Source organism: Vibrio sp. ZF57 (assembly GCF_001691235.1).
In the GTDB taxonomy this organism is placed as follows: Bacteria; Pseudomonadota; Gammaproteobacteria; order Enterobacterales; family Vibrionaceae; genus Vibrio; species Vibrio crassostreae_C.
Map to the genome: position 1 here is coordinate 64,400 of NZ_MAKD01000008.1, position 25,543 is coordinate 89,942.

Consider the following 25,543-nt stretch of genomic DNA (forward strand, 5'->3'; position numbering starts at 1 on the left):
AGGCGTGGCACGTTGACTTTGTTGTTCATGGTTAAGCCGTTACGGGGCGAGAACATGGAATGACGGCGCTTAAAATCAATTTATCTATGCACCACCACTCCAATCAAAGCTGTAAACAGTGATACAATTTGCGCCTCTCACGTTATTCAAGCAAAGGCATCAAAATGAGAACCGTATACACCACCGAAGGCAACATTAACGCAAAGAAACAAAAAGAGGCTTACCCAAAGCTCGCTTTATGTGACAAGTGCGTTGGTGACTATGTGGTTATCGAGCAAGGTGAACGAACTTACAAGCCTTGTGCTAAATGTGGTGCCGACGATTAATGCGCCTTGATAAATACCTATGTAAAAGCACTGACCTAACCAAGCCTGAAGCGATTGAACGCATCCATAATGGCGAGGTGAACGTAAACAGTGAAACAGTCACCGATGAATCGACTCAGGTTCATGAAACCAACGCCATCTTGTTTAATGGCATGCCGCTTAAATTGCGTGAATTTCGATACCTCTTAATGCACAAGCCTGCGGGTACTATCTGTTCTAATGTCGATGAAGTTTATCCTTCACTGTTCAACTACATCGAGATAGACAAAGCATCAGAACTGCACATCGCAGGGCGCTTAGATGCCGACACCACAGGCTTAGTCTTGATTACCGATGATGGGCGATGGTCATTCAACATCACTCTGCCAACCAAGTCATGTAAGAAGGTATATCGCGTGACATTGTCACGAGATATCAAAGATGATGTCGCTGACAAGTTCAAAGCGGGCATTCAATTGCAGGGCGAACAAAAACTGACGCGTCCGGCAGAACTCGAAGTGATTACCAGTAAAGAAGTGCTGTTGACCATTACAGAAGGTAAGTTTCATCAAGTAAAACGAATGTTTGCTGCGGTAGGGAATCGAGTTGTTGGACTACACCGTGAGCAGATTGGTGATGTTCGTTTAGATGTTGAAGCAGGTCAGTGGCGTTATCTAACTAAAGCCGAAGTCGACTCATTTCAGCAAGGCTATGAATAAGAGCTCGGAATAAACGCCGTAACCACTTAAAGCGTTAAGCGTGTCAGGACCAGAATATCAGCACTATAAGGATGTAGGATGGAAAACCTCAAAGTCTCAGAAATTAAGTCTTTCGTGCCCGCGAAAGACTTCGATTTATCTAAGCGTTTTTACCAGTCAATCGGCTTCGAAGTGATGTCTGAATTTCACGATATCGCCTACCTACGACACGGCAGTTGTGCGTTCCTTCTGCAAAACTTTTATGAACCTGCGCACTGTCACAATTACATGATGCACTTGCTGGTTGAAGACGTAAAAAGTTGGTATCAACACATCCAAAACTCTAATGTAGTGTCGGAGTTTGAAGTTACCGTTTCCGATTGAGCTTGAATTTGTAACAGACTCGCGCGTATCTTCCCAATATCAAAACAATCCTTGGAGTATTTAGAAATGTTGTTTTCTAGTCTGTCTAAACCATAGGTTCATGGCTCCGAGTTATGTTCTGAACTGCTCAATTTCTTAACCGAGCATAAGAGTGATTTCGAAGAAAAGTTAATCCCTGATCTGTCATACATCGATGATATGGCACATGTGGTGAACGGCATTAAAATCAAAGACGTTCTACACATCAATGCGAATCAATATCGAGTTCAATATTCGTTTGATTGGGAGTTGTTTCTAGGTTGTTCAGATAGGAACGATACCGGTGTAGAGAATGGAAGTGTTCTATTCACGCTTGAGGACGATAACGTTCTTAATATCAACTTCCCAAACTACGGTTCTCGAGACACTAGCGATGAGCTCTAGTCGGTTTTTCGTGCGTGTTATACAGAAGGAACAACAATGATAACTATCGAAAGGCTTGAAGAATCCCATTTGGCGTTAGTTCAGGCCATCCAACTCGCCGACGAACAGGTCAAGTTCGCTGGCACAGCTGCAGAGTTTTTATTAGACGGCAGTGAAACGACGCACTTGCACGTGATTAAGTCTAATAACGAAGTTGTTGGTTTCTTTAAGCTGGATATCGCTTACGCAGATTCTTATGAGTTTTGCCCTAAAGGAAGCATTGGGCTAAGAGCTTTTGTGCTTGATAAAAACCAGCAAGGTAAAGGTTTAGGAACTGGCACGGTCAAAGCTTTGTTTCCGTATTTAAAAGCGAACTACTCAGCGTGTGAGTCGATTTACTTAACCGTGAATTGCAAAAATCCCGCAGCATTCAACTGTTATAAGAAAGGCGGCTTCGAAGATACCAATGAACAGTATTTAGGTGGCGCAGCAGGCCCGCAATTTATCATGCGCGGTCAAATCGCTTAGTAATATTAAACCGATTAATTATTGATGAGAAACACCTGCACAGCCGTATGCAGGTTGAGAATCTTAAAGAACACGAAAAGGAAATTTGATGAAGGTTCAATATCTTGAAGTGGTTACCCCAGATGTCGATATTGTTTATGCAACATACGCTCAGCTTTACAATGTGAAGTTCAGTGGTGCTGATGTGAACCTTGGTGGGGCGCGCACTGCAAAGCTATCTAATGGTGGGGTAATTGGCATTCGAGCACCGCTTCGTGAAACTGAAAACCCAACTGTTCGTCATTACACGCTGGTTGAGGATATTCAGTCTGCAGTAAATGCAGCCGAGAAACTAGGTGCCGAAGTCGTGGTGCCGCCAATGGAGTTACCACGTCACGGCATGTGTGCCATTGTTATTCAAGGTGGCGTCGAGCTCGGGTTCTGGCAATTATAAATGATGTATACCTTTTTGATTGTGACGGACGAGATACTACGATTTATGATGCGACACCTAGTGTCTTTGTCAGCTTCATGGCATCATTCGACGCAGCTAAAACCCCAACAAGGTATGTTATGAAACAGAATATTGTCCACATTGCACTCGTGGTAAAAGACTACGATGAAGCGCTTGATTTCTATGTAAACAAGCTTAAGTTTGATCTCATCGAAGACACGTATCTACCAGAAGAAGATAAACGCTGGGTTGTTGTTGCTCCACCAAATTCAACCGGTGTGAGCCTGTTACTTGCTAGAGCTTCCAAGCCTGAGCAACGCGATTTCATCGGTAACCAAGCTGGTGGACGCGTATTCCTATTCTTAAACACTGATGATTTCTGGCGTGATTACGAACGCATGACGTCTTTGGGCATAAACTTCGTCCGAGAGCCTAAAGAGCAAGGCTACGGTACCGTTGCTGTGTTTGAAGATCTTTACGGTAACTTGTGGGATCTGCTTCAGTTAAACCCTGAACACCTTATGGCTAACAGATAGATAAGCAAGCTTAGCCCACAACCCTAATTCTAGTCATACGGATTGGCAGGAGCGACATGGAAGTCACAAGGTATCACCCCAAGTATTTAACCGCTTTACAGGCGATCTATCTAGAATCAAGACAGAACACCTTTCATTGGGCTGATGCCGACGCTTTTAAGTTATCCGATTTCGAATTAGATACAGAAGGTGAAGAAATATGGGTCGCCGTTTCTGGCAATAAGGTTTTAGGTTTTGCCTCTGTTTGGGAACCTGAAAGCTTCATCCATCACCTCTATGTTTGCCCGCGAACGCTACGTTCTGGGGCTGGTTCTGCTTTACTCAATACTTGCAAACAACATTACTCTGATCTGACATTGAAGTGTTTGACTACCAATGAAAATGCGGTTGGCTTTTATCAGTCGCAAGGCTTTGTAATCTCGTCCACAGAGGGAGAGGGATTAGAGCGTTATCACTTAATGACTTACCAAGTTTAGTAATAATAAGCTTAGTAATAACAATCATGGCGATCACAATCTCTGCAATTACAACAAGGGTAATCAAGTCGGGAGCTAAACAGAGAATATGGAAATAAAACAGCTGTCAGCGATGGAGGTACTTCCGGTTAGGCATCAAGTGCTTTGGCCTGATAAACCGATGTCGTTTTGTATGGTGCCAGACGACGAACAAGCAACGCATTACGGCGTGTTTATTGGTGAGCAGTTGGTATGTGTCGCGTCTATCTATATTCAAGGCAATGAAGCGAGGCTGAGAAAGTTTGCCACGCTGCCTGATTTCCAAGGGCAGGGAATCGGTTCAAACGTGATTGAGCATGCGATCTCTAACCTCAAAGATTTAAACATCCAATATTTTTGGTGCGATGCACGTACAACGGCTTTAGGTTTTTATCAAAAGTTTGGGATGGCTGTAGAAGGCTCTGAATTTGAAAAGTCGGGTGTTGCGTATTACAAAATGTCGGTTCATTGGGAGTAACGCTTCTCTTTCGTTAGGTTAACCCTCCGCACCGCTAAATCATCAACTTAAGTTAAGGAAGCTCATCGTGGAAGAAATCAAAGGCATTCTGCAATTCATGGTCGAGATTGAACAATTAAAGGATGTTCATCGACAGACAAAACCGGTTGGATTGGATCGATATGAAAACTCGGCCGAGCACAGTTGGCATGTCTGTTTGAGCGCACTTATGTTGAAAGACTATGCCAATGAAGAAATCGATATTACCCGAGTGATGAAGATGTTACTGATACATGACCTTGGGGAAATCGATGCCGGAGATACCATCATTTATGCCAGTGAAACCGCAGAAAACAAGCTCAAAGAGAGAAACTGCGTTGAGCGCTTGCTGAAATCATTACCGAGCCATTCAAGAAGCGAGTATTTGGATTTATGGCTTGAGTTCGAAGCAGGTGAGTCACCAGAAGCCAGATTTGGTAAGGCGATCGATAGAGTGCCGCCTTTGCTTCATAACATCCATGGTGGTGGTCACAGCTGGAAGAAGCACAACGTATCTAAAGACAAAGTACTGACCTTCAATGGCGAGCGTATTTCTAAAGGCAGTCGTGCTCTATGGAAAGAACTAGAAGTACAACTTGAAGGCGCTGCAGACAAAGGGTTATTAAAGTAAAAGCTAATTTCATACCTTAGCGTAAGTATAGCTTTAGCGGCTCAATGAGGGAGATCTCGATGGTAACTGATTCAAGATGCATGGCACTTACCTTGTGTCTCATTTCTTTCTAATAAAACTCTAGTGGACAACAATAAGTTCGAGAACCGAGTGATAAGTTGTTAGTATGCATCAAATTTATAAATGTTAGTTGGCTTATATAAATGCTTGATAATAAGTATATTAAACACCCTTATCACTGTGAGCAGTGCGACGCACTTACCCCGCACCTTGCTGTTAGCGCTTCCGATGCTGAATCTAAAGCGGACGCTGAATCTGAAAAGAAACAATGGAAGTTAGGCGTGTTGATGGAATACCTGATGACGTTATTGTTTAAAGGTGACCATAATGTTCCCGGCTTTTACGTCGACAGTGATTACGAATACCAGTGTGAGAAATGTGGGACTAAGTCGTGGCATTAATTGGGTATGAAAATTTGATGTAAATATCCTGACAACAATAAATATGTGTCAGAAATCGCAAGGGACTGTATGGAAATCATATCCGAAATTGAAGTGTCTAAAGAGCAACATCAAGCCATTACCGCTCTGAGAAATAGCTCTTTCCCCGATCATCCGGTAGAGCGTTCTTATTATAAACAACTCCCTCATATGCGAGCTCTGCAATACCGTGAAGAACGACTCGTCGGCTACCTTGGTCTTGATTACCGTATGGTCAGTGTTGGTGACAGTGCTTACAAAGTATTAGGTGTTATTGATTTTTGTGTTGCTGAGAATGTCCGAGGGCAAGGTGTTGGTAAATCTATGCTGTGTGAATTGGATGAGTATGCAAAGAATAGGGATGTCGATTTCATTATTTTGATATCAGATCTTCATGATTTCTATTCCTCACAAGGGTATATCCAAATTACTAGTACTAACTCTTGGTTAAGACTTCATGAGCACCTTAGTTATGGCGTCGCTGTTGAAGAAATTGATGACCTATATGTAAAGCCATTGAACGGAAAACAATGGCCTTTAGGGGATATTGATTGGCTTGGCTATATGTATTAGCTCTCTTGTTTTAAGTTACTCCATGAGTTAACGATGTGAATAAACCCTAGGTAAACTGATGATAATAAGACGCATTAGAAAAGTGATCCTCTCTGCAAACTGAGAATGGAATCGCGTCTATACTGACATGGGTTACGTCGCTGAATTTGGAAGTGGCGCTATGAATGTAAGTTTGATTAGGTTAAATCTCAGAGGTGACGATGAAAAAATTACTACCACTATGCGCCATTTTACTCTCGGCATCATTTTCAGCTGCGGCTTCTGATGGTTTGATTAAATACCAAAGTAATTATTCAGTGAAAGAGACCGCTGACCGCTTTGAAGAAATCGCCAAGAGCAAAGGTTTGACCTTGTTTGCGAGAATCGACCATCAGAAAAACGCGAGTAAGGTCGATCTTGAATTGAGACCAACGGAAGTCATCATCTTTGGTAACCCGAAAGTAGGGACACCATTAATGCAATGTGCTCAAGAAGTCGCGATAGATTTACCGCAGAAGGTGTTAGTCACTGAGGATTCTAATAAGAAAGTATGGTTGTCTTACAACGATCCTAATTACTTGGTAGAGCGTCACGCGATCAATGGCTGTGACGAGGTCGTTAAGAAAGTATCGGGTGTACTAAGCAAGCTATCAGAAGCGACAGTGGCGAAAAAGAAAGCAAAATAACCAAGATCAATAAGCACTCATTAAGACTATTAATGGGTGCGATATGACGATGATATCGCCCATTAGTCATTGTGTTGACAACTAAGCAACAGTATATAAAAGTAGTTTTATGAAACTGAATTTAGCGCAATCTAACCAACGAATTATCATCATTCCATAGGAATGGTGGGATTGTTGATGCGCTTTGTTTATCGAACCCACCCGTAAGGTGGGTTTTTTGTCGCTGTCTTATGGGTTTTATCTGAATAGAGGAAGTCATATGAAAAAGATCGCGGTTTTTGGCAAGCCTGGGAGTGGAAAATCCACAATCAGCAAGGCGTTAGCACTAGCTACAGGGATAGAGCTTCACCAGTTAGACTCTATTGTTTACAAGGCCAACGGAGAGTTTGTTGAACGTGAAGTATTCGAGCAGGCTCATGAGAGCATACTTAAGTCAGAAAGCTGGATCATCGATGGTTTTGGCCCTCTAGGCTCGTTCAACACACGTTTAGATGCAGCTGATACCTTGGTTTATATCGACCTTCCTTATTCAATTAGCTACTGGTTTGTAACCAAGCGAATGCTCAAAGGTCTATTCGTTAAACCTGAAGGCTGGCCTGATGGAAGTTCAGTTATAAAAGGCACGATACAAAGTTATAAGACACTAAAACTGTGTCCTAAATTTTGGAATGACGACTTTAAAGCGCAGTTAGAATTGCGCGCTAAAGAGAAAGAGGTTTACATCATCAGAAGCGTGACTGAATTGAATAACTTTGTTCATCAACACGTCACTTAACAGTCGAGAGCTTACCTTTCTTTGAAACGTTTTAATTTGCTCATAACTTCATGAAAATATATAGATTTAACTCAACATGTGGCATATTTGCCATGTGTTGGATTTGTGCTTTGAATTAAGGCTATAGATATTATGTATGGAAGTGAGAAGACGAGAGCGTTCTGCTGTAACTGTAAGGAACTTACACTGCATAGGTACACGATGTTCAGTAGCCAAGTGCAAAAGGCACCACAAGCTGAAGATAAAGAACCGAGCTTACTCCAACGAATTTTATCGGAGTTTCTATCTTTTGGTGTTACAGGTTCGGGCGCGACAGGTGATTACAAATGTACCCAATGTGGAACATATCTGAATACACCAGACAACCTCGACTGAGTTTGTGAGTTTGGCTTAGGCAAATAAAAACGGGAAGACCTCAATGATCTTCCCGTTAGGTATTACTTAACTCATCGTGCTATTGGCAGTTTGAGTGAGAAGCCTTATGCACAACACTTCTTGTATTTTTTACCGCTGCCGCAAGAACACGGATCGTTACGGTTAGGGGTCTTTTCAAACGTCATCGTTTTTGGCTTGTTCAGTAGAGTATCAAGCTCGATGGTGTTCTCTTCTTTGTCTGCGTCGACTGTAACAGTAACGAAGATAGTATTTTCAGCGGCTAGTGCTTCAACTTCTGCTTTGCGCGCTTCAGTTTGAACCATTACTGCGATTGGAGATTCTTCAGTACCCGCTTTCACATCGCGGTTTACGTTGTAGCCAGCAAGAACGTGGTTCTGTCTTGTTTCGATACGGCCTTTGAAAAATAGTTTCGACATTGGGTACTCATTAAAAATGTTGAATGGCGCTATTTTTAACGGCGATAGCGCAATGGAGCGGGGATTATACGCATATATTGCAATTGATAAAGCAGTGATGTGAGCAAAGATTGTTGGTTTTTGTTTGCCAGCAATTATTTGTTTTATAGCTTTGTTCTAATTAGACTAATTTTGAAACTCAAGACAATAAGATTTCCCTTAACAGGCCTTCAAGTGATAAATTGAAATCGTCAATTTAAACAACGAGATACCCCATGAAGTTAAATGCCATCCTGTGGGATTACGATGGAACCTTAGTCAATTCAGTTCCAAAGAATATCGCAATTACCAAAGATATTATCTCTGTGGTCGCGCCACACTTATCAGGTGAGAACTTACCTAAATATCTGCTGAGCGAAACGCTTTATCACGAAGCCAACCACGGTGCTAAAAACTGGCAAGCTTTATATGTCGATTATTACGGCCTATCGCATGACGAAATGTTGATCTCCGGTGGAATGTGGGCAGAGCATCAAGAGAAAAATCAAACTGCTGTCGCCTTGTTTGACGGGATGAACACTGTGGTAAGTCAGTTTGCTCATCTTCCTCATGGGATCTGTTCTCAAAACTCTCAATTGAATATTCGTGGTGTGCTCGACAGTTATGGCATTGGCGATTTGTTTAAATCGGTAGTGGGCTATGACGATGTCTCGAACGGCCACCAAAAGCCACACCCGTTTGGTGGCGTGAAATGTGTTGAGAACATATTTGGCGCCGATCAGTCTAACGAGCTTTGTTTGATGTACATCGGTGACCATGAAGCGGATACACAGTTTGCTCGCAATATTGAAGCAGCATTGGGTAAGAACGCAAAAGTGATTGCGGTGGCTGCCGGTTATAGCCGATCTGAGCCTGAAAACTGGCAAACCAAGCCCGATTATATTGCCAACCATGTCGATGATCTTTTAACGATCATCGGTAAGTATACGTAGAGGTATATAGTTTAAGTACGCTTAAAGCGATCTCTTCACGTACCTAAATAGCTATGTAAAAAATTCGTTATAACTGAACGATTTTAAGGAAGAATAATGACACCGAAAGAAGTGGTATTAGGTTTTTGGGATGCAATGCGCAGTAATGATTTTGCCAAGGCAAGCGAATGGCTAGCCGCAGATTTTGAAGGCTATTGGCCGCAGTCGTCTGAATTGACGGTAGGCCGCCACAACTTCACTGCAATCAACTCTGAATACCCAGCCAATGGTGTTTGGGAATTCACCCTCAATTCGATTGTTTGTGAGGGTGACACGGTAGTCACGGATGTGTCAGTAACTGATAGTGTATTAAACGATCGTGTGATTACCTTTCACACAGTGGTTGATGGCTTAATTCAAAAGCAAACTGAGTTTTGGCCAGACCCATTCGAAGCGCCGGCGTGGCGATCGCAGTGGGTTCAAGTTGTATCGAGCAATTAGTTTGTATCGATACGATCAGTTTGTAACGAAAAATCAGGTTATATCGAACGATCAGGTTTCATCGAAAAATCAGGTTATAACAAACAAGTGGCATTAGGAGGTTTCATTGAGCAAGGTAGTGATTGTAACGGGCGGAAGCCGAGGTATTGGCGCAGCGACCTCTAAATTATTGGCCAGTAAAGGCTATGTCGTATGCGTTAACTTTATACACAATGAGTCGCGAGCTGAAGATTTAGTGAACGAGATTCGCGAACAAGGCGGAACCGCGATAAGCGTGCGTGCGGATGTGTCTGTTGAATCGGACGTGAAATCTTTATTTGAGATTGCTCGTAACAAGCTAGGCCCAGTGACTCATTTGGTCAATAATGCCGGGATCTTGTTTACCCAGTCACCATTAGTTGACATCGAATTGGATCGCTTTGAAAAGGTGATGAAGTCCAACGTATCAAGCTGCTTTCTGTGTAGTAAAGCCTTTATCAAACAAGCTGATGGTGCGGGTTCGATTGTGAATGTATCGTCTGCCGCTTCTCGCACAGGTGCACCGTTTGAATATGTGGATTACGCAGCATCGAAAGGTGCGATGGATTCGCTGACCAAAGGCTTATCGCTTGAATTGGCTTCACGCAATATCCGAGTGAATGGTGTAAGGCCAGGTTGTATCTACACTGAAATGCACGCAAACGGCGGAGAGCCTGATCGCGTAGACAGACTAGCTTCGCAGTTACCATTACAACGAGGTGGCACGCCAGAAGAGGTCGCTAACTCTATCGCGTGGTTACTGTCAGACGAAGCTTCTTATGTAACCGGCTCATTTATTGATATTGCGGGCGGTCGATAGGGCACGTTGGCCTTTACACTCAGATAAACCAGTTAAAACCATAAACACGCAACAAAAGTACCTAACTAAAAGAACGAAACTAAGAGTACAAACATGAAAAATTATTTTGAAAGTCCGTTTGTCGGAAAGTCACTCAAAGAACAAGTGACCAACCCAAACATCATCGTGGGCGAGCACAGCTATTACTCGGGTTACTACCATAACCACAGCTTTGATGACTGTGCGCGTTACCTATTACCGGATAGAACCGACATCGATAAGCTGATCATTGGCAGCTACTGCTCGATTGGTTCTGGCGCCGTGTTTATGATGGCGGGCAACCAAGGCCACCAAAACCAGTGGGTGAGTACCTTCCCGTTTTTCTATCAAGACGATGAGAAGTTTGAAGGTGCGATAGACGGCTTTGAACGCTCTGGTGATACCGTGATTGGTAACGATGTGTGGATTGGTACAGAAGCCATGATCATGAGTGGTGTTAAGGTTGGTGACGGAGCCATCATCGCAAGTCGAGCGGTTGTGACTAAAGATGTCGCGCCATACTCGATTGTCGGTTCAAACCCAGCACGCCATATCCGTTATCGTTTCAATGAGACTGAAATCGCTCAGTTGCTAGAAATGAAATGGTGGGAATGGAGCGAAGAACAAATCAAAGGCGCAATGTCGCTAATGTGTTCTTCAGACATTGGTGGTTTGTACCATTATTGGAAAGGATTCTTGAAGCCTTAAATTGTCGTTCACAGATGAAATGTGAATGGTGAGAACGAGATTAAATTTAACAAATTACTCAATAATCTGATTATGGCAATGCGATTGTGATACGAGTAACTTATTGATTGTAAAGATATTGAATAGTATGGCATGTCGCATTAGCGTGGTGGATGAATTGGAAGGGTATTATGATTAGTTGCAACGATTACGATTATATTGAGATTGTGTGTATGCACCGATACCCAATCAAATTAACGCTGAAGTCTGGCGAGCAGATTGAATGTGTCGGATTAGATACTCAACGCAATGATAGCCGTGAAGAGTGCATTAAGGTCAGTATTCAAGGTGTAGAACAACTTGTCGTACTCACTGATCTTTCCACACTAGAAGTCTGTGTCGACAATCCTCATTTTCAGCAGATTTCATTCAAAACGTCATAGGCTTTCAAATGAATAACACCATAGAACAATGCTATTGCACCGCGTGCAGAGAAGACACACAACATGTTGTTGTGTTGGTCAGAAAGACGAGTGCGTTTGCAGACAAACCTAACCAAAAGCGAAGCGAGTTTTGGGCAGGCATGATAAAAGGTTGGTTCCTTGGCCCGTTTATCGCGTCAATGGATGAGTTTTCTCGTCACCTTGTCTGTGAAAAGTGTGGCCATAAAGAGATACAAGATTAGTCGCGTTATTTTACAAAACATTGGATTCAATACAGTTAGATCGTCAATTGGCTTAGGAATAAAATGAATGAAAGTAGAAACGATTGAAGCCGCAAAGGCGTATGGTTTTTCAGTAAGAACCACTAATACCGATGAGATTGACCCAGCCAAAGCCAAGATAGGCCAATTGTGGCAGGGCTTTTTTGACCAAGCGTTTCCAAAATTAACGCCGGATTCAAAAGTGTATGGTGTGTACACCAATTACGAGTCTGACTTTACGGGTGAATTTGATGTTATCGCTTGTACTAACGCACTCACCGATAACAATTTAGATGCGCTTGTCGAAACCGAAATACAAGCAGGCAAATACTTAACGTTTTCTGCTGAAGGTGAACTCCCTCAAGCAGTGATCGACCTATGGGGTGAAGTATGGGCGTATTTCAACGCAGCGGATTGCCCACATGTTCGAACTTACACGACAGATTTTGAATTCTACAAAGGCGAAGCTGAAGTCGAGATTTCGATAGCGATTCAGTGATCAGGTTAAAATGAACAAAAGGCTTAGCTTAGACTGTGTTTGCCAGTTAAGAGACAGTAGTTACCGGTAAAGAGACAACGGAATCCCAGTTAAGCCTTTGAATATCTGTTCTTTACAAAGAAGATACAGTGTCACGTAACTACTTTAATACCTAGGAATTATCTATTCCAGAATTCCCCTAGATCACCCTAGATACCCTTAAGTCACCCAAAATTCTCTTAAGTTATCCAAAAAGACAATCTTGCTTGGTTTCATTCCACAAAGGGTATTGCTTCATGACTTGGGTGTAGAGCTTACTTTCAAGGTGCGCTCTTAACCAACGTCCTGCGTTTTGATATTCCGATTTCACAAACCACTTCTTTTCGACTCGCACAAACTGACTGACGAAAGGCATCACCGCAAAATCGGCCAAGCTTGGGCTTTCTCCAAAAAAGTAGGGCTGATCGGTAAGTCGCACTTCTAACTGCTTAATGAAGGTTTCGCAGGCTTGTCGGCGTTGTTCAACATCGATGTTTCGGTAACGAACCGATGCACGATACCTTTCTAAGTGACCAATAAATTCTTCATCGTTGGTTTTAATGAGCTGCTGAACTTGTTCGCTAAGCGTTGGATTGCTTGAACGCAGAAGATCTTGAGGATCGTTTTGTTGAAGTGACCAGTTCATCACATCCAAGCTCTGTTCAATGACTTGTCCATTGGGTAACACCAATACAGGCACTGTTCCTTTTGGCGAACTGGCCAATAGTTCGCTAGGCTTGTCTTTGGTAACGATTTCTCGAAGTAACACTTTTTGCTGTGATAGTGCGATGCCCATTCGTCCGCGCATTGCATAAGGGCAACGGCGTAAGGAATAAAGGATAGGTAGATCGGATTCGTTCGGCATTATTGAGGTCATTTAGTTTGAAAAGTGTTGTACGGTGGTAAAGAGATCGTGATGTGGGTAGAATACGCGGCTTAAAAATTATAAGTAAGTGAGCGACTTCAAAAATGAGCAGAAAAATTGAGTTATTAGCCCCAGGTGGCGATGTAGAAGCGATAAAAGCCGCCATCGTAGCGGGTGCTAATGCAGTTTATTGTGGTTTAGACACATTCAACGCTCGTAACAGAGCCTCTAACCTGTCGTTAGACGAATTGAATGGTGTGATTCGCCTTGCTCATGAATACGGCTGTGAAGTGTTCCTGACTCTTAACGTTGTGCTACTGGAGCACGAGACTAAGAGCATCACCAAACTGCTGAACCAGCTTGTGAACACCAAAGTGGACGGCATCATTGTTCAAGACTTGGGTTTATTCAACCTGGTTAAGAAGCATTTCCCATCGTTAGACGTTCACGCGTCGACTCAGTTAACTACGCACAACGAAGGTCAGATTAAGTTCTTGTCTAAGATTGGCGCGACGCGCGTTAACTTGTCTCGTGAGTTGAACCTGCCTGAAATCAAGATGCTGACGGAAGTGGCACACGATCACGACGTATTAACCGAAGTGTTCGTACACGGCGCTCTGTGTATCGCATTCTCTGGTCAATGTTACTCAAGCTCAGTAAGTGTGGGTAACTCAGGTAACCGTGGTCGTTGTAGCCAAGCGTGTCGTGATGAGTACGAAATCACCAACGCGGGCAACAAGTTCCCACTTAACCTGAAAGATAACTCAGCTTACTACGACCTACCTGAATTGGTTGATGCGAAAGTCGACTCATTGAAAGTAGAAGGCCGTATTAAAGGCGCACACTACGTTTACACTGTGGTAGACACATGGCGTAAACAGATTGATAGCTTTGTAGAAAGTGGTTTGTTGATCGAAGACGATTCGAACCTGCACAAAGTATTCAACCGTGATTTCACCAACTCTTTCCTAAAGGGCAACCTAACGAAAGACATGTTCATCGATAACCCGCGCGACAACAGCATGAACTACGCTGTTGAAAAAGCGACGGAGCAGAACAACGAAATCTCAGTTGTACAGATTCAAGAAGTGACCAACGAACTTCACCAAGCGAAAGACGTTCTTGGTAACGAAATGCGTGACAAGATCGAGTTCCTTGATATTCGCAAGACACCAGTAGCACTGTCGTTCAGCGCAAAAGTGGGTCAACCATTTACGGTGACTGTGAACACGCCAAAAGAGAACTTTACTCTTCAATCTAAATCGCTATTGAAAGCGGTTGAAGAGAAGGCGATTACTCAAGAGCTACTTGAGAAGCGCTTCAAAAACGTGAAGAGTGCAGTTCACACGCTAGAAAGCCACGACTTCAGTGAAGTGGATGCAGGCTTGTTGATTCCTCTAAAAGAAGTTTCAGACCTAAAAGACGAGATCGACTTCATTCTGAACGGCTCTGTGGAAGTGATTAAGCACGTTGAAGTGCCAGCACTGCCTCAGCACCCTAAAGTGAACGAGAAGCCGACTATGTCGATGCTTATCGCCGATGTAGAAGACTTACACCTGTGTGACGTGACTGACGCGGATGTTTACTTCAAACTTCCAGAAAGCTTCAAGAAGCGTTGTAACAAGTACATCGACATCTTGGCAGCAAACCCACGTTTGATTCCTTGGTTCCCAGCGGTATTGATCGGTAAAGATTACGACGAAGCGGTTCGTATTCTTGAAGAGATCAAGCCAGCTCGCATCGTAACCAACAACACGGGTATTGCTTACAAAGCTTACGAGATGGGTATTGAGTGGGTTGCAGGCCCGTTCATGAACACGACCAACTCTCACGCACTGGTTACTCTGAAAGAAGAGCTGAACTGTGCAGGCGCATTCATTTCGAACGAGATCAACAAAGGTCAGATTCGTCATATTCGTCGCCCAGAGAACTTCAAACTGTTCTACAGCATTTACCACCCAATCTTGATGATGACCAGCCGTCAGTGTTTCTTCCAAAGAACCGTGGGTTGTAACAAGCCAAGCATCGAAGCAGGTTGTATGTTGAAGTGTGAGAAAGCGACCACGATTACCAACGTGAAAGGCATCTCTTTTGCGGTTGATAAACAGAAGGGTGGCTACCCAAGCATTTACAACCACGAGCAGTTCTTGAACCACGACGCAGTAACTGACTTCTCTGGTCTGTTCGACGAGTTCTTCATTGACCTAACCAACATCGGTGCAGGTTCTAAAGAAGTGAAAGACAAAGTTGAGCTTATCAAGCATTTCGAAGCGCTACTGAACGGCGTTGAAGGTTCACAACAGAACCTAGAGCAGATGGTTGAAGTTCGAACTAATGCTCAGTACGTTCAAGGTTTATAGGGTGCAAGGTCTATAGCGTACAAGGTTTATAGGGTTCAATGTCTATGGGCTGTAAGGCTTATAGCTTCTAACGCAAGAGCGTTCAAGGTTTATAACGCTCAACCGCTTATAAGCACTCTGAACCAATAAACAAAAGGCCACTCAATCGAGTTAATGCCGTTCGGATAAGCATTATTGCTTGAACCTGAACGGATATTTGGCTGGGACAAAGAGGACTGAACGTGGAAACGTTCGGTCCTTTCTTTTATCTGGAAGAATGAAGTGACTTAAACTGTCTCTCATCCTTTTCAGTTTTACAGGTAGAGTTCCGTCTGGACTTAAAGCTAACCAACGTAATTGCGCATCAATAAGGTTAATTGCGGCGGTAAAACTGACCCTAGTCGCTCGAACCCCGGCTTCTGAAGCTATCTTAACCATCTCTAATCGCACTAAGTTATAGGCAAGTAATACGCCCCAAAGCTCTTGCTTCACACCGGCAGAAAAACGACTTCGTAAAGTGACGTGACTTTGCAGTTGAGTCTGTTTAATTTCACCATAACCTTCTTCTATCTCCCAGCGTTGCCAATAAATACGCAGCAGGCTTTCTAGCGAGTATCTACTAGGGTCTGTAAGTGAAGTAATAAAACCTTTTATCTCGCCTTTTGGCTCTTGATATAGGACTAATCTAGCTTCCCAACGTGCGGGTAAATTCGGATTCTGCCGTTGAGCTTGAGGAGAGATGGGCATTGAGATGAGCATGTCGTTCTCCGCATATTTCTCCAACACTTCATAGCGTAGCTTACGTTTTGCAGGCATTAACCAGTGAGCATTTTCCGCACTCTCTTGCCACGACAACAAGAGGTCTGCCGAGAAATAACAACGATCAAATAAGGTCAATGAATGTGCGGGGATATCATTGAATAGACGCTTAGCTAAGGTCGTTTCACCGACATGACAGCCATCAAAAGCCGCCCCCATAATCATTCGAGTTTCTGTTGACATCAAAGCGACTAAACGAAGTTGAGGGTAAGGTTTCAATTTTTTAGAGATGAACCCAAATTCTTCAGCGTTCTCTGGGGAATCTTGGCACCTAAATGTTGTTCCATCCACAGCAAGAACATTAAGCTCTAAGTCTTTATCTTGTTGAAGGATATCTCCGTTCCAAGCCTTTACCGTTGTGTGAAACAGAGCCGCTAATGGACTCTCATCTAGACGTCGGCGTGAATCAGTTAGGACACTAGGTGCAACACGAGACCAGCTATCTTCAGGTTTAGGCTGAAGCGCAATGTCTAATGAACTGCATACCTCTTTGATAGACATGTTGCGTTGCAGCCCCATCCAAATAACTAACCAGACAGCTTGCTGAGCGGGAAGCCGACGTCGTCTTATGCTCGCTTTATTGGTTTCAAGAAGAGCTTGTTCTATCCACTCAATCTGAATGGCGTCGACGACAGATTCATAATTGTCGGCATCTTCAATGGTCTCGTGTGCCATTGCTAATTCTTGTTCAAGCATAAAAAATCCCCATCAACGTTGTTGATGGGGATTATCTGCTAACTGCAAGATCGTTCAAGTCTTCTTAAACGATCGGCATTAACTCAATCGAGTGGCCTTTTTAATGTCTGAAACTTTCTGAATCTTTCTCAACCAACGAATACGTTATTCTGTCACGGCTTCTTGTTTGAAGCATGGGCTTTTCAACGTGTTCATCTTTTCGATTTCATTGGTTAAGCGCAGCGAGAGCAGGGCTTTCTGGTTCGAAGCAAAATCAAACATCACGATAGTCGCAGTGCCAACGGTCGTCAGTTTCTGTTGAGCCTTACTGACAATCGCGTATTCCATGGTGAATCGGTCATCTTGAATATCGGTAACACGTGAGCCGACCATCAAGGTATCTGGATACGTGACTGGGCGGAAATACTTACAGTAAGTGTCACCAAGAACAGGACCAACTTTGGTAATCGCCATCTCTTCCATCAGCTCGACGTGCTTGAAAAAATCTAAGCGAGCGGTTTCGAAATAGCGAAAATATACAGCGTTGTTAACGTGATTGAGTGCGTCCATTTCTCCCCAAGCGACAGGGATTTCTGTTACTACCGGGTAGCCAGATAATAGTGCTTCCATGCGAACTCTCTTATTGTTATGTAGCGATAAGTTGTTATTGGAATAAAAACCCTACCGCTAAATTAACAAAACTGCAACACGCGTGATTTAAGTTTTTGAAGCTTGAAACCACACAATGTCAGTGACTTAGTTGCACATCCACTCAATAGTTAGGCACTAAGGTGTTTGAATTGCAGCTCAACCAAGCGTTGGTACAATTCGCAGCTATTGATGAGAGACTGGTGGTCGCCGATGTCTACTAGTTGTCCTTTATCGAGCACCGCAATTTGGTCGGCGTGTTTAATTGTTGATAATCGATGGGCGATAATGATCGTCGTTCTGCCACGCATTAACTCTTCTAACGCTTGTTGTACGTGATGCTCACTTTCACTGTCTAGTGCGCTGGTTGCTTCATCCAACAATAGAATATTTGGATCTTTCAAGATGGCACGTGCGATAGCAATGCGTTGTCTCTGCCCACCAGAAAGCCTTACACCACGTTCACCAAGAAAGCTGTTGTAGCCATCAGGTAGGTTTTGAATGAACTCGTGTGCGTGCGCTTTCTTCGCCGCTTCGATCACTTGCTCGTCTGTTGCCTGCGGGTTGCCGTAGCGAATGTTATGGAACACATCGTTACTGAACAGAGCAGGTTGTTGCGGTACCAATGCCATCTGCTTTCTTAGCTCGTTAGGATCAAACTGATTCAGTTCAACACCGCCTAAGGTGACCTTACCCACTTGTGGGTCGTAGAAACGTTGCAGCAGTTCGAACAGGGTAGTTTTACCTGCGCCAGACGGGCCAACCAGTGCCAACACTTTGCCTTCATGGGCAGTAAGCGTGAGGTTGCTTGTTGCGGGTTGGTCCGGTCTTGATGGATAACAGAAGGTCACATCATCAAATGCAACTTCTGGCGTTACGTTAGCAAGCGAAGTTGGATTCGCAACTGGCGCAACAATATGGCTTTCAACTTGTAGGATCTCGATTAATCGCTCGGTCGCACCTGCCGCGCGTTGCAGTTCACCCATCACTTCAGAAATCGTACCTAACGATGAAGCAACCATAATTGCGTAGAACACAAACGCCGCTAAGTCACCAGCCGACATAGTGCCGTTGATAACATCACTGCCGCCAACCCAAAGCATGCCTGCAATAGCACTAAATACAATCACGATAACGCCAGAAATAAGAATCGCGCGCTGTTTTACACGCTGGCGACCAATCTCATACGCCTTTTCCACTTCTACCGCGAATGATGCTTTCTCTTGCTCTTCTCGGCTGTAGCTTTGCACCGTTTTAATGTGCTCAATTGCCTCACCTGCGTAAGAACCCACATCAGACATGGAATCTTGGCTTTGGCGAGATAGGGCTCTTACACGGCGCCCATAAACAAGGATCGGAATCAAGATAAATGGCACCGAGGCCAATACAATCAACGTCAGCTTAATATTGGTCGCAAACAGCATGATGATTGCACCAATACACATCAACGCGCTACGCATCGCCATCGAGAACGACGAACCAATGATGCTTTGAAGCAGAGTGGTATCCGTAGTAATGCGCGACATGATGTCGCCACTGCCATTGGTCTCGAAGTAACTTGGATGCAGCGTCACGACATGATTGAAAACCGACAGGCGTATATCCGCACTTACTCGCTCACCAACAGAAGAGACCAAATAGAAGCGGAAGAAGGTGCCAATCGAGATCAGCACGACCACCACCATGATGAATTGAATCGCGCTGCCTAAGTCTGACAACGATTGTTGGCTGAAGCCTTGGTCGATAAGAAGACGAATACCGTGTCCGACTGAAAGGGTTAAGCTCGCTGTGAAGATCAACGCGATCAACGCAGCAATAACACGACCTTTATAAGGCTGAATGAATTTACTCAGCTCAAACAAAATACTGAGGCTTTTTTTCTCAGGTTTGGGTTCTGGCGCTTGTTGAGTCGATCGCTGAGTCTGTCGCTGGTTCGAGTCGAGCGTAGAAGAGACATCGTTTTGCATATGACTGCCTTAATGTGTTGTCGCTTTAAAAATAGATGGCTTGTTGCTTATGGCTAATTGCTTTATGACTTATTGCCTGTACTGAGCGTTGTTCGCTGGGCAGTAATTGTTGTTGAGAATCGAACCCATTAAAGCATTTATTGCGCTGTGACGCTCCCTAGGAAACTCAATTTCCAATATTTCATCATAACCAACTGCATAGCTCAAAACGACATTAAAGGAAAACTAAGCATTCTGATCCAGTCAGTTCGATAGGAAAGTAGGGGTTTTAACCCTAATTTTTATGCAAGTAAATTAGCGTTAATAGGGGAGTGCGTTCATAAACTAGTAATCGAGTTATGATTTATAAATTGATAGAAAAACGTTTGCTTTTTATCTCGATACTAACCTTATCAATGGCTTGCAGTTTTTGGTTGTAAGACCAGTTATAGCGACTGTTTTTTGTGGAATATTTGTTACAAAAATTCAACAAAGTAGTTTTTTATACATTTTTCTTGCATAAAACCTCGGATTGAATAGAATAACCAACAAATGACAATTAATGCAGTATTGTGGCATGAGTATTCAAGTAAAGAGCATCAACAAATCATACGGTGATACCCAAGTTCTTCACGACATCAGTTTCGACTGTGAGAGTGGCGAAACCTTGGTATTGCTTGGCCCAAGCGGCGCGGGCAAGAGTTCATTACTGCGTGTATTGAACCTGCTTGAAATCGCGGACAACGGCGAATTAGACATTGCGAATGAGCAATTCGATTTTTCAAGCCAAATCCAAGAGAAGCAGGGGCTTAAACTTCGTCGTAAAGTCGGCATGGTGTTCCAGCAATACAACTTATGGCCACACATGACGGTGATGGAAAACTTGATTGAAGCACCAACCAAAGTGGCGGGTTTGGATAAGCAAGAAGCGATTAAGCAAGCGCAAGAAGTCCTAAAGACACTTCAACTTGCCGACAAAGCAGACGCTTGGCCACTTCAACTGTCTGGCGGTCAACAACAGCGTGTTGCGATTGCACGTGCGCTGATGATGAAACCGGATGTGTTGTTGTTTGATGAACCAACAGCGGCGCTTGATCCTGAGATCACCAACCAAGTCGTGAGCATTATTAAAGAATTGAGCGGAACGGGCATTACCCAAGTGGTCGTGACGCATGAAGTCGATTTCGCGAAGAAGATTGCTAGCCACGTTCTGTACCTAGAGAAAGGGTACATCGTTGAACACGGCACCAGCGATTCATTCGTTAATCCGCAGACACCTGAGTTTGCCGAGTATCTGACTCATTAAGTAAGTCACTTATTAAAAGAAAGTTGACTCACTAGATCTAGCTAAACACAACATCAATTAAAACAATCAAATTATAAGAATGGCCACAGGCCGCTATTACACAGTATTCGGAGTAACAAAATGAAAAAGATTCTACTAGCTTCACTTATCGGCCTTGCTTCTTTCAACGCAGCAGCTCAAGAAGAAATCAAATTCGCAATGGAAGCAACCTACGCACCATTCGAATACATGGATGAGAACAACCAAATCCAAGGTTTTGACGTAGACTTAGCAAACGCACTTTGTGAAGAGCTGAAAGCAACCTGTACTTTCCACAACCAAGCATTCGATAGCTTGATCCCTGCACTTAAATTCAAACGTTACGATGCGGCTATCTCGGCAATGGACATCACTGAAGCGCGTCTTAAACAAGTGAACTTCTCTAACGCATACTACGACAACTCTGCAGCATTCATCTCTTTCGAAGGCAAAGTAGCAGATCAAGCAGCACTAGAAGGTAAGCGTGTTGGTGTTCAAAACGGTTCTACTCACCAGAGCTTCCTACTTGAGCAAATGACTGGCGTAACAGCGGTACCTTACTCAAGCTACCAAGATGCATTCATCGACATGAAAAACGGTCGTATCGATTCTGTATTCGGTGACACAGCCGTTGTAGCAGAATGGTTCAAGAAAGAAGACAACCTAACGTACGTTGGCGACCAAGTAACAAACCAAGAGTACTTCGGTAACGGCTTTGGTATCGCAGTAAACAAGAGCAACCAAGAACTTGTAGACCAGCTTAACGTTGCACTTGCAGCAGTAAAAGCGAACGGCGAATACGATAAGATCTTCAACAAGTACTTCGGTAAGTAATTTATGGAATTAACGGGTTACTCTTTAGGGCTCGTCGAAGCAAGCTGGATGACTGTTCAGCTTGCGTTCGTAAGCCTATTGGTTGGATTGGTTCTAGCAGTTTTGTTTGCAAGTGGTGAGATGTCTCGTCGTATTGCAATCAAATGGCCAACGACTGCATTTGTGACGATTGTTCGTGGTTTACCAGAAATTCTGGTCGTACTGTTTATCTACTTTGGTTCGACACAAGTTCTGTTCATGATCACTGGCGACTTCATAGAAGTGAGCCCGTTCTTATCTGGTGTTGTTGCACTGTCACTTATCTTTGCTTCTTACGCTTCGCAAACCTTACGTGGTGCATTAAAAGCAGTAAGCAAAGGGCAGAGAGAAGCAGCAAGCGCGCTTGGTATTTCTCAGTCTCGTGCATTCTTTCGTATCGTATTGCCTCAAGCGGTAAGACACGCACTACCAGGGTTAACCAACCAATGGTTAGTGTTACTGAAAGACACTGCATTAGTTTCGCTAATTGGCGTAACAGATTTGCTGAAACAAGCACAACTAACATCCGCTGCAACGCACGAAGCATTTACTTGGTACGCGACAGCAGCAGCAATCTACTTGGTCATCACTTTAATCACACAAAGATTGGTAAAAGTGATTGATGGTAAGTTCTCTATTCAAGGTTTGGGTAACAAAGGGGCAATGGCATGAATCAACAATACCTCTCTCAAATGCTTGAAGGCTTAGTGACCAGTCTTCAACTCACAGGCGCTTCATTGCTTGTTGGTTGTATCTTGTCACTGCTGATGACGGTAACGCTAATTCTAAGAATACCGGCGATTCACTGGTTCACTCGTGGCATCATCACGCTGTTCACTGGCACACCATTGTTGGTTCAAATCTTCTTGGTGTATTACGGCCCGGGTCAGTTCGATTGGATTCGTGAAAGCTTCATGTGGACTTGGTTAAGCCAACCTTGGTTCTGCGCAATGTTAGCATTAGCTTTGAACACCGCGGCATACAGCACGCTACTGTTCAGAGGCGCATTCAACGCCATTCCAGCAGGGCAGTGGGAAGCATGTCGCGCACTTGGTATGGACAAAATCGCAACGCTGAAAGTGTTACTGCCATATGCACTACGCCGCGCCGTTCCAGCTTACTCGAACGAAGTGATTCTAGTCTTCAAAGGTACGTCACTGGCAAGCACCATCACCATCATGGACTTGATGGGCTACGCTCAGCGTATCAACGGCCAAACCTACGACACACTTACTGTGTTTGGTATCGCCGGCGCATTCTACTTAGCAGTAAACGGCATACTAACGCTGATCTTCCGCCAAGTAGAGAAGAAAGCCCTCGCATTCGAAGCCGCGTAAGCTAGCCACACACAAGCTTAACTAACGTATAAAGCCTGCCATTTATGTTCGCATAGATGGCAGGCTTTTTTGTGTTTGGGGTATGTGTAGGTGACTGTGGTTATATCCAGTTTAGGAGGGGCTTTGTCAGGGTTATACGGCACGCGAATATCTTGTTACCTAATATTTGGTGTGCTTATTTGTGCTTTAAGTCACTGAAATTATGAAATTAATTGTGGTAGAGTTTTACCCATATGAAACTAGATCGGGTAATTCTTTATTTAAATGCAGAATTTTGTTGTCTAGGAACTGTTGTAACGTTTTTATTTAATGTAGTTCTTTAATCAAATTGGGAGTAAAAATGAACAAAACAAAAGCAGTACTGGTTATGTCTCTTCTTTGTTGTACAAATGCTTTCGCGGGGGACCAGTTAGTAAACCAAGCCAAAGGTGTAAATATAAAAAGCTGCTTGTCAACTATTGGGGATCTAGAAACCTTTTTTACCGAAGGTCAAAACTATGGCTCCTGGTCGCTTTGGGCTACCGAAAGCGCGGATGATCAAATTTTCAATTCAACATTAGAAATTACCTTTTCAGAGGGACACCATTTAATAGATTTGACAGTTGCGCCAACAAAAGACAACCAATGTTCATATACATATACCAGAACATTTTATTCTGACAAGAGCTGCATGGCTTTTTCTAAATCTGATATGAAAAGTGCAGAATACGAGACGGAAATTAACAAACACGTGACTGGCTTCAATGATGGTAGCGCTAAATGGTTATTATCTTCTGCGGGAAATGGTTGTATGGTTCAAAAGAAAGAAGTAGGTATTAGGCACAAAGCTCAAGCGTTATAACGGAGCTTTCAAATCTGATTTGTGAACGTGTGCCTAACCCTCAAACATGGCACACGCACACTTCAAAGCTAAAGATAGCGTGGCGCTTTGGCATTTCTGAGTTAAAAGGAAGTTAGAATTCATAAGAGATAAAACAGCGGGAAGATGTCATTAGAGTTTATAGATAAGTTTTTAACTAGGTAGTCGCCTCTATATTGGAGCTACGTAATCAACGCTCATGATTTGGCATCGTGAGACAGTTTATTGAAGTTTTCTTACTTAATAATATGCTTCAGCAAGAACTTCAACGACGATGCGAATGAGCTGCATATTTGCGTCTAGTAGTCAGCAGTTTAGAGCGCGTTGCTATGACCTTACCATTTTGATATACAGAATGAATGCTGAAGTGATTTTTAACTAAGTCGGTACCTCAGAAGTAAAAATAATCAGGCATGGTGCCACCTATGTAATTAAGTGCCACATCTCCTAAGTAAGGGGGAATTCATGTCAGTTGTTATTTATCCCCAGGTTCCGAAGAACAATATTAGATGAACACCTCTTTAAGGAGAGGGAATATTTAAATAGGTTTATAAAAAGGCGAATTATAGGATGAAATGGAATAAAAGCATATTGCTTATGTCTACATTTATTAGTTCAGTTGTTTCGGCGACATCTTGGGATGCAAGTCGAAATACTGAGAATGGGTATTACTTTTTGACTAAAGTACCTGAAAATCAACCTCAGTTAATGGTTGTTCGAACAACCATCAACCATTGCCAAGACTATACTCTCGGTACTTCTTTTGTTTATAACATTGAGACTGATTCAGAAAGTTCTATTGAGTGTCGTGCAACAATAGGGAATAAGACATTGTTTGAAGGCTCGTGTAGTCTTAGTGCAAGTGCTGAGTCAAATTTAGTCACAATAATGCTACCTGAAACCAAAACTGCTTTGATTCCCAGCAAACAGATTACCGTTAGTAATGGTAAGCATATTTCTCTGCACTTTGCAGGTGAAGAATTATCTTTTGAGGTCGGAGATCTAAAAAAGAAGCTTAATTCATTGACTTCTGCTTGTAAGTATAAAAAAGACGTATAAAACGGCTTTTTTATACAATGATCTATCAAGTAAAACGATAACAAACGACTATGGCGTCAATGATTAGTTTTTTGCTGTGTTTTCATCCCACATGGCGCCATCTCTCAGCATAGAGTTAAGAGTCACAACCATCTTTCGAACACACGCGATTATTGCGACTTTCTTAGGCTTTCCGGCAGCTACAAGTCGAGCATAAGTTGCTTTGAATACGGGGTTACTGTCTTATAAATATGACCTTACCATTTTGGTCTACGGCATGAAGACTGATGTGGTTTTTAGCTAGGTCGATACCGCAGAAATAAGAATAATCAGACATGGTGCCTCCGATGCATTTGTAGTGGTTGTAGTGGTACGCTGAATTTGGTCACTTAGTTAGAGGTGATATCATCACCTCA

The 25,543-nt window shown here is 43.2% G+C and carries 33 protein-coding genes and 3 pseudogenes; 29 read left to right on the forward strand and 7 right to left on the reverse strand.

The window, feature by feature from the left end; genetic code table 11:
* The first annotated feature begins 164 nt into the window (after positions 1 to 164).
* From A6D97_RS21925 to A6D97_RS22330, 15 genes and pseudogenes are all read left to right on the forward strand, one after another.
* The gene (locus A6D97_RS21925; protein ID WP_017059212.1) at positions 165 to 326 is read left to right on the forward strand and encodes a hypothetical protein; all 162 of its coding nucleotides are present in this window, start codon (positions 165 to 167) and stop codon (positions 324 to 326) included.
* Positions 308 to 1,024: a pseudouridine synthase gene (locus A6D97_RS00930; protein ID WP_346393664.1), complete on the forward strand. Its 717-nt coding sequence runs from the start codon at positions 308 to 310 to the stop codon at positions 1,022 to 1,024. Before A6D97_RS21925 ends, A6D97_RS00930 begins: the two co-directional genes overlap by 19 nt.
* Before the next feature lie 78 nt (positions 1,025 to 1,102).
* Positions 1,103 to 1,384 (forward strand): annotated as a pseudogene (locus tag A6D97_RS00935) (glyoxalase); the annotation flags it as partial.
* Positions 1,385 to 1,510: 126 nt separating this feature from the next.
* Positions 1,511 to 1,810, forward strand: a complete 300-nt coding sequence (locus tag A6D97_RS00940) for a hypothetical protein (protein ID WP_240492678.1) — start codon at positions 1,511 to 1,513, stop codon at positions 1,808 to 1,810.
* Between the two features lie 36 nt (positions 1,811 to 1,846).
* On the forward strand, positions 1,847 to 2,317 hold the full coding sequence (locus A6D97_RS00945) for a GNAT family N-acetyltransferase (RefSeq protein ID WP_065583638.1): 471 nt from the start codon (positions 1,847 to 1,849) through the stop codon (positions 2,315 to 2,317).
* Positions 2,318 to 2,405: 88 nt separating this feature from the next.
* Complete coding sequence (locus A6D97_RS00950; protein ID WP_065583639.1) at positions 2,406 to 2,750, forward strand: hydroxylase; 345 nt, start codon at positions 2,406 to 2,408, stop codon at positions 2,748 to 2,750.
* A 119-nt stretch (positions 2,751 to 2,869) separates the two neighbouring features.
* Complete coding sequence (locus A6D97_RS00955; RefSeq protein WP_065583640.1) at positions 2,870 to 3,286, forward strand: VOC family protein; 417 nt, start codon at positions 2,870 to 2,872, stop codon at positions 3,284 to 3,286.
* A gap of 56 nt (positions 3,287 to 3,342) precedes the next feature.
* On the forward strand, positions 3,343 to 3,762 hold the full coding sequence (locus A6D97_RS00960) for a GNAT family N-acetyltransferase (protein ID WP_065583641.1): 420 nt from the start codon (positions 3,343 to 3,345) through the stop codon (positions 3,760 to 3,762).
* A gap of 88 nt (positions 3,763 to 3,850) precedes the next feature.
* A complete protein-coding gene (locus tag A6D97_RS00965; RefSeq protein WP_065583642.1) occupies positions 3,851 to 4,258 on the forward strand; it encodes a GNAT family N-acetyltransferase in 408 nt (135 codons plus the stop codon).
* Between the two features lie 67 nt (positions 4,259 to 4,325).
* Positions 4,326 to 4,907 carry an HD domain-containing protein gene (locus tag A6D97_RS00970; RefSeq protein ID WP_065583643.1) on the forward strand — a complete coding sequence of 194 codons (582 nt, stop codon included), beginning with the start codon at positions 4,326 to 4,328 and terminating at the stop codon, positions 4,905 to 4,907.
* A gap of 203 nt (positions 4,908 to 5,110) precedes the next feature.
* Complete coding sequence (locus A6D97_RS00975; protein ID WP_065583644.1) at positions 5,111 to 5,368, forward strand: hypothetical protein; 258 nt, start codon at positions 5,111 to 5,113, stop codon at positions 5,366 to 5,368.
* Between the two features lie 69 nt (positions 5,369 to 5,437).
* Positions 5,438 to 5,959 carry a GNAT family N-acetyltransferase gene (locus tag A6D97_RS00980; protein WP_065583645.1) on the forward strand — a complete coding sequence of 174 codons (522 nt, stop codon included), beginning with the start codon at positions 5,438 to 5,440 and terminating at the stop codon, positions 5,957 to 5,959.
* Positions 5,960 to 6,159: 200 nt separating this feature from the next.
* Entirely contained in the window at positions 6,160 to 6,624 is a 465-nt protein-coding gene (locus A6D97_RS00985; RefSeq protein WP_017066540.1) for a DUF302 domain-containing protein, read from the forward strand.
* Between the two features lie 259 nt (positions 6,625 to 6,883).
* On the forward strand, positions 6,884 to 7,399 hold the full coding sequence (locus A6D97_RS00990) for an adenylate kinase (protein WP_065583646.1): 516 nt from the start codon (positions 6,884 to 6,886) through the stop codon (positions 7,397 to 7,399).
* A 132-nt stretch (positions 7,400 to 7,531) separates the two neighbouring features.
* Complete coding sequence (locus tag A6D97_RS22330; protein ID WP_029235167.1) at positions 7,532 to 7,774, forward strand: hypothetical protein; 243 nt, start codon at positions 7,532 to 7,534, stop codon at positions 7,772 to 7,774.
* A 104-nt stretch (positions 7,775 to 7,878) separates the two neighbouring features.
* Here A6D97_RS22330 and A6D97_RS01000 read toward each other — a convergent pair whose 3' ends face one another.
* The gene (locus tag A6D97_RS01000) at positions 7,879 to 8,211 is read right to left on the reverse strand and encodes a PBPRA1643 family SWIM/SEC-C metal-binding motif protein (protein ID WP_017068336.1); all 333 of its coding nucleotides are present in this window, start codon (positions 8,209 to 8,211) and stop codon (positions 7,879 to 7,881) included.
* 254 nt (positions 8,212 to 8,465) lie between these two features.
* On the opposite strand from A6D97_RS01000, the gene A6D97_RS01005 reads away from it, so the two are divergent.
* From A6D97_RS01005 to A6D97_RS01035, 7 genes are all read left to right on the forward strand, one after another.
* Positions 8,466 to 9,182: an HAD family hydrolase gene (locus tag A6D97_RS01005; protein ID WP_065583647.1), complete on the forward strand. Its 717-nt coding sequence runs from the start codon at positions 8,466 to 8,468 to the stop codon at positions 9,180 to 9,182.
* A gap of 96 nt (positions 9,183 to 9,278) precedes the next feature.
* Positions 9,279 to 9,662, forward strand: a complete 384-nt coding sequence (locus A6D97_RS01010) for a nuclear transport factor 2 family protein (protein WP_065583648.1) — start codon at positions 9,279 to 9,281, stop codon at positions 9,660 to 9,662.
* A gap of 106 nt (positions 9,663 to 9,768) precedes the next feature.
* Positions 9,769 to 10,500 carry a glucose 1-dehydrogenase gene (locus A6D97_RS01015; protein WP_065583649.1) on the forward strand — a complete coding sequence of 244 codons (732 nt, stop codon included), beginning with the start codon at positions 9,769 to 9,771 and terminating at the stop codon, positions 10,498 to 10,500.
* A gap of 93 nt (positions 10,501 to 10,593) precedes the next feature.
* Positions 10,594 to 11,226: a type B chloramphenicol O-acetyltransferase gene (gene catB, locus A6D97_RS01020; protein WP_017063920.1), complete on the forward strand. Its 633-nt coding sequence runs from the start codon at positions 10,594 to 10,596 to the stop codon at positions 11,224 to 11,226.
* 170 nt (positions 11,227 to 11,396) lie between these two features.
* Positions 11,397 to 11,648, forward strand: a complete 252-nt coding sequence (locus A6D97_RS01025; protein ID WP_004733849.1) for a Rho-binding antiterminator — start codon at positions 11,397 to 11,399, stop codon at positions 11,646 to 11,648.
* Between the two features lie 8 nt (positions 11,649 to 11,656).
* Positions 11,657 to 11,890, forward strand: a complete 234-nt coding sequence (locus tag A6D97_RS01030; RefSeq protein ID WP_004733848.1) for a hypothetical protein — start codon at positions 11,657 to 11,659, stop codon at positions 11,888 to 11,890.
* Positions 11,891 to 11,957: 67 nt separating this feature from the next.
* Positions 11,958 to 12,407: a GyrI-like domain-containing protein gene (locus A6D97_RS01035; protein ID WP_065583650.1), complete on the forward strand. Its 450-nt coding sequence runs from the start codon at positions 11,958 to 11,960 to the stop codon at positions 12,405 to 12,407.
* A 223-nt stretch (positions 12,408 to 12,630) separates the two neighbouring features.
* Here the strand turns inward: A6D97_RS01035 and A6D97_RS01040 are convergent, their stop codons facing one another.
* Positions 12,631 to 13,221: a glutathione S-transferase gene (locus A6D97_RS01040; RefSeq protein ID WP_065583651.1), complete on the reverse strand. Its 591-nt coding sequence runs from the start codon at positions 13,219 to 13,221 to the stop codon at positions 12,631 to 12,633.
* Between the two features lie 173 nt (positions 13,222 to 13,394).
* On the opposite strand from A6D97_RS01040, the gene A6D97_RS01045 reads away from it, so the two are divergent.
* The gene (locus A6D97_RS01045) at positions 13,395 to 15,650 is read left to right on the forward strand and encodes a peptidase U32 family protein (protein ID WP_017063916.1); all 2,256 of its coding nucleotides are present in this window, start codon (positions 13,395 to 13,397) and stop codon (positions 15,648 to 15,650) included.
* A gap of 171 nt (positions 15,651 to 15,821) precedes the next feature.
* Here A6D97_RS01045 and A6D97_RS01050 read toward each other — a convergent pair whose 3' ends face one another.
* The 3 genes from A6D97_RS01050 to A6D97_RS01060 form a co-directional block, all read right to left on the reverse strand.
* The gene (locus A6D97_RS01050; protein ID WP_009845967.1) at positions 15,822 to 17,144 is read right to left on the reverse strand and encodes an IS4-like element ISVbsp1 family transposase; all 1,323 of its coding nucleotides are present in this window, start codon (positions 17,142 to 17,144) and stop codon (positions 15,822 to 15,824) included.
* 144 nt (positions 17,145 to 17,288) lie between these two features.
* Positions 17,289 to 17,753: an acyl-CoA thioesterase gene (locus tag A6D97_RS01055; protein WP_065583652.1), complete on the reverse strand. Its 465-nt coding sequence runs from the start codon at positions 17,751 to 17,753 to the stop codon at positions 17,289 to 17,291.
* A gap of 149 nt (positions 17,754 to 17,902) precedes the next feature.
* On the reverse strand, positions 17,903 to 19,738 hold the full coding sequence (locus tag A6D97_RS01060) for an ABC transporter ATP-binding protein/permease (RefSeq protein ID WP_017061820.1): 1,836 nt from the start codon (positions 19,736 to 19,738) through the stop codon (positions 17,903 to 17,905).
* A gap of 556 nt (positions 19,739 to 20,294) precedes the next feature.
* On the opposite strand from A6D97_RS01060, the gene artP reads away from it, so the two are divergent.
* From artP to A6D97_RS01085, 5 genes are all read left to right on the forward strand, one after another.
* The gene (gene artP / locus A6D97_RS01065) at positions 20,295 to 21,023 is read left to right on the forward strand and encodes an arginine ABC transporter ATP-binding protein ArtP (protein ID WP_032545343.1); all 729 of its coding nucleotides are present in this window, start codon (positions 20,295 to 20,297) and stop codon (positions 21,021 to 21,023) included.
* 120 nt (positions 21,024 to 21,143) lie between these two features.
* Positions 21,144 to 21,875 (forward strand): lysine/arginine/ornithine ABC transporter substrate-binding protein, encoded by a 732-nt coding sequence (locus tag A6D97_RS01070; RefSeq protein WP_004733839.1) that lies wholly within the window; start codon positions 21,144 to 21,146, stop codon positions 21,873 to 21,875.
* A gap of 3 nt (positions 21,876 to 21,878) precedes the next feature.
* Positions 21,879 to 22,565 carry an arginine ABC transporter permease ArtQ gene (gene artQ, locus A6D97_RS01075; RefSeq protein ID WP_017061822.1) on the forward strand — a complete coding sequence of 229 codons (687 nt, stop codon included), beginning with the start codon at positions 21,879 to 21,881 and terminating at the stop codon, positions 22,563 to 22,565.
* Positions 22,562 to 23,230 (forward strand): arginine ABC transporter permease ArtM, encoded by a 669-nt coding sequence (gene artM / locus A6D97_RS01080; protein ID WP_017068344.1) that lies wholly within the window; start codon positions 22,562 to 22,564, stop codon positions 23,228 to 23,230. The genes artQ and artM overlap by 4 nt, the downstream gene beginning before the upstream one ends.
* 340 nt (positions 23,231 to 23,570) lie before the next feature.
* Positions 23,571 to 24,071 (forward strand): hypothetical protein, encoded by a 501-nt coding sequence (locus tag A6D97_RS01085; RefSeq protein WP_065583653.1) that lies wholly within the window; start codon positions 23,571 to 23,573, stop codon positions 24,069 to 24,071.
* Between the two features lie 282 nt (positions 24,072 to 24,353).
* Here A6D97_RS01085 and A6D97_RS21740 read toward each other — a convergent pair.
* A pseudogene (locus A6D97_RS21740) lies at positions 24,354 to 24,504 on the reverse strand (IS110 family transposase); the annotation flags it as partial.
* A 155-nt stretch (positions 24,505 to 24,659) separates the two neighbouring features.
* Between A6D97_RS21740 and A6D97_RS01090 the strand changes: the two are divergent.
* Positions 24,660 to 25,148 (forward strand): hypothetical protein, encoded by a 489-nt coding sequence (locus A6D97_RS01090; RefSeq protein WP_065583654.1) that lies wholly within the window; start codon positions 24,660 to 24,662, stop codon positions 25,146 to 25,148.
* Between the two features lie 63 nt (positions 25,149 to 25,211).
* Here the strand turns inward: A6D97_RS01090 and A6D97_RS21745 are convergent.
* Positions 25,212 to 25,367 (reverse strand): annotated as a pseudogene (locus A6D97_RS21745) (IS110 family transposase); the annotation flags it as partial.
* Positions 25,368 to 25,543: the final 176 nt, after the last annotated feature.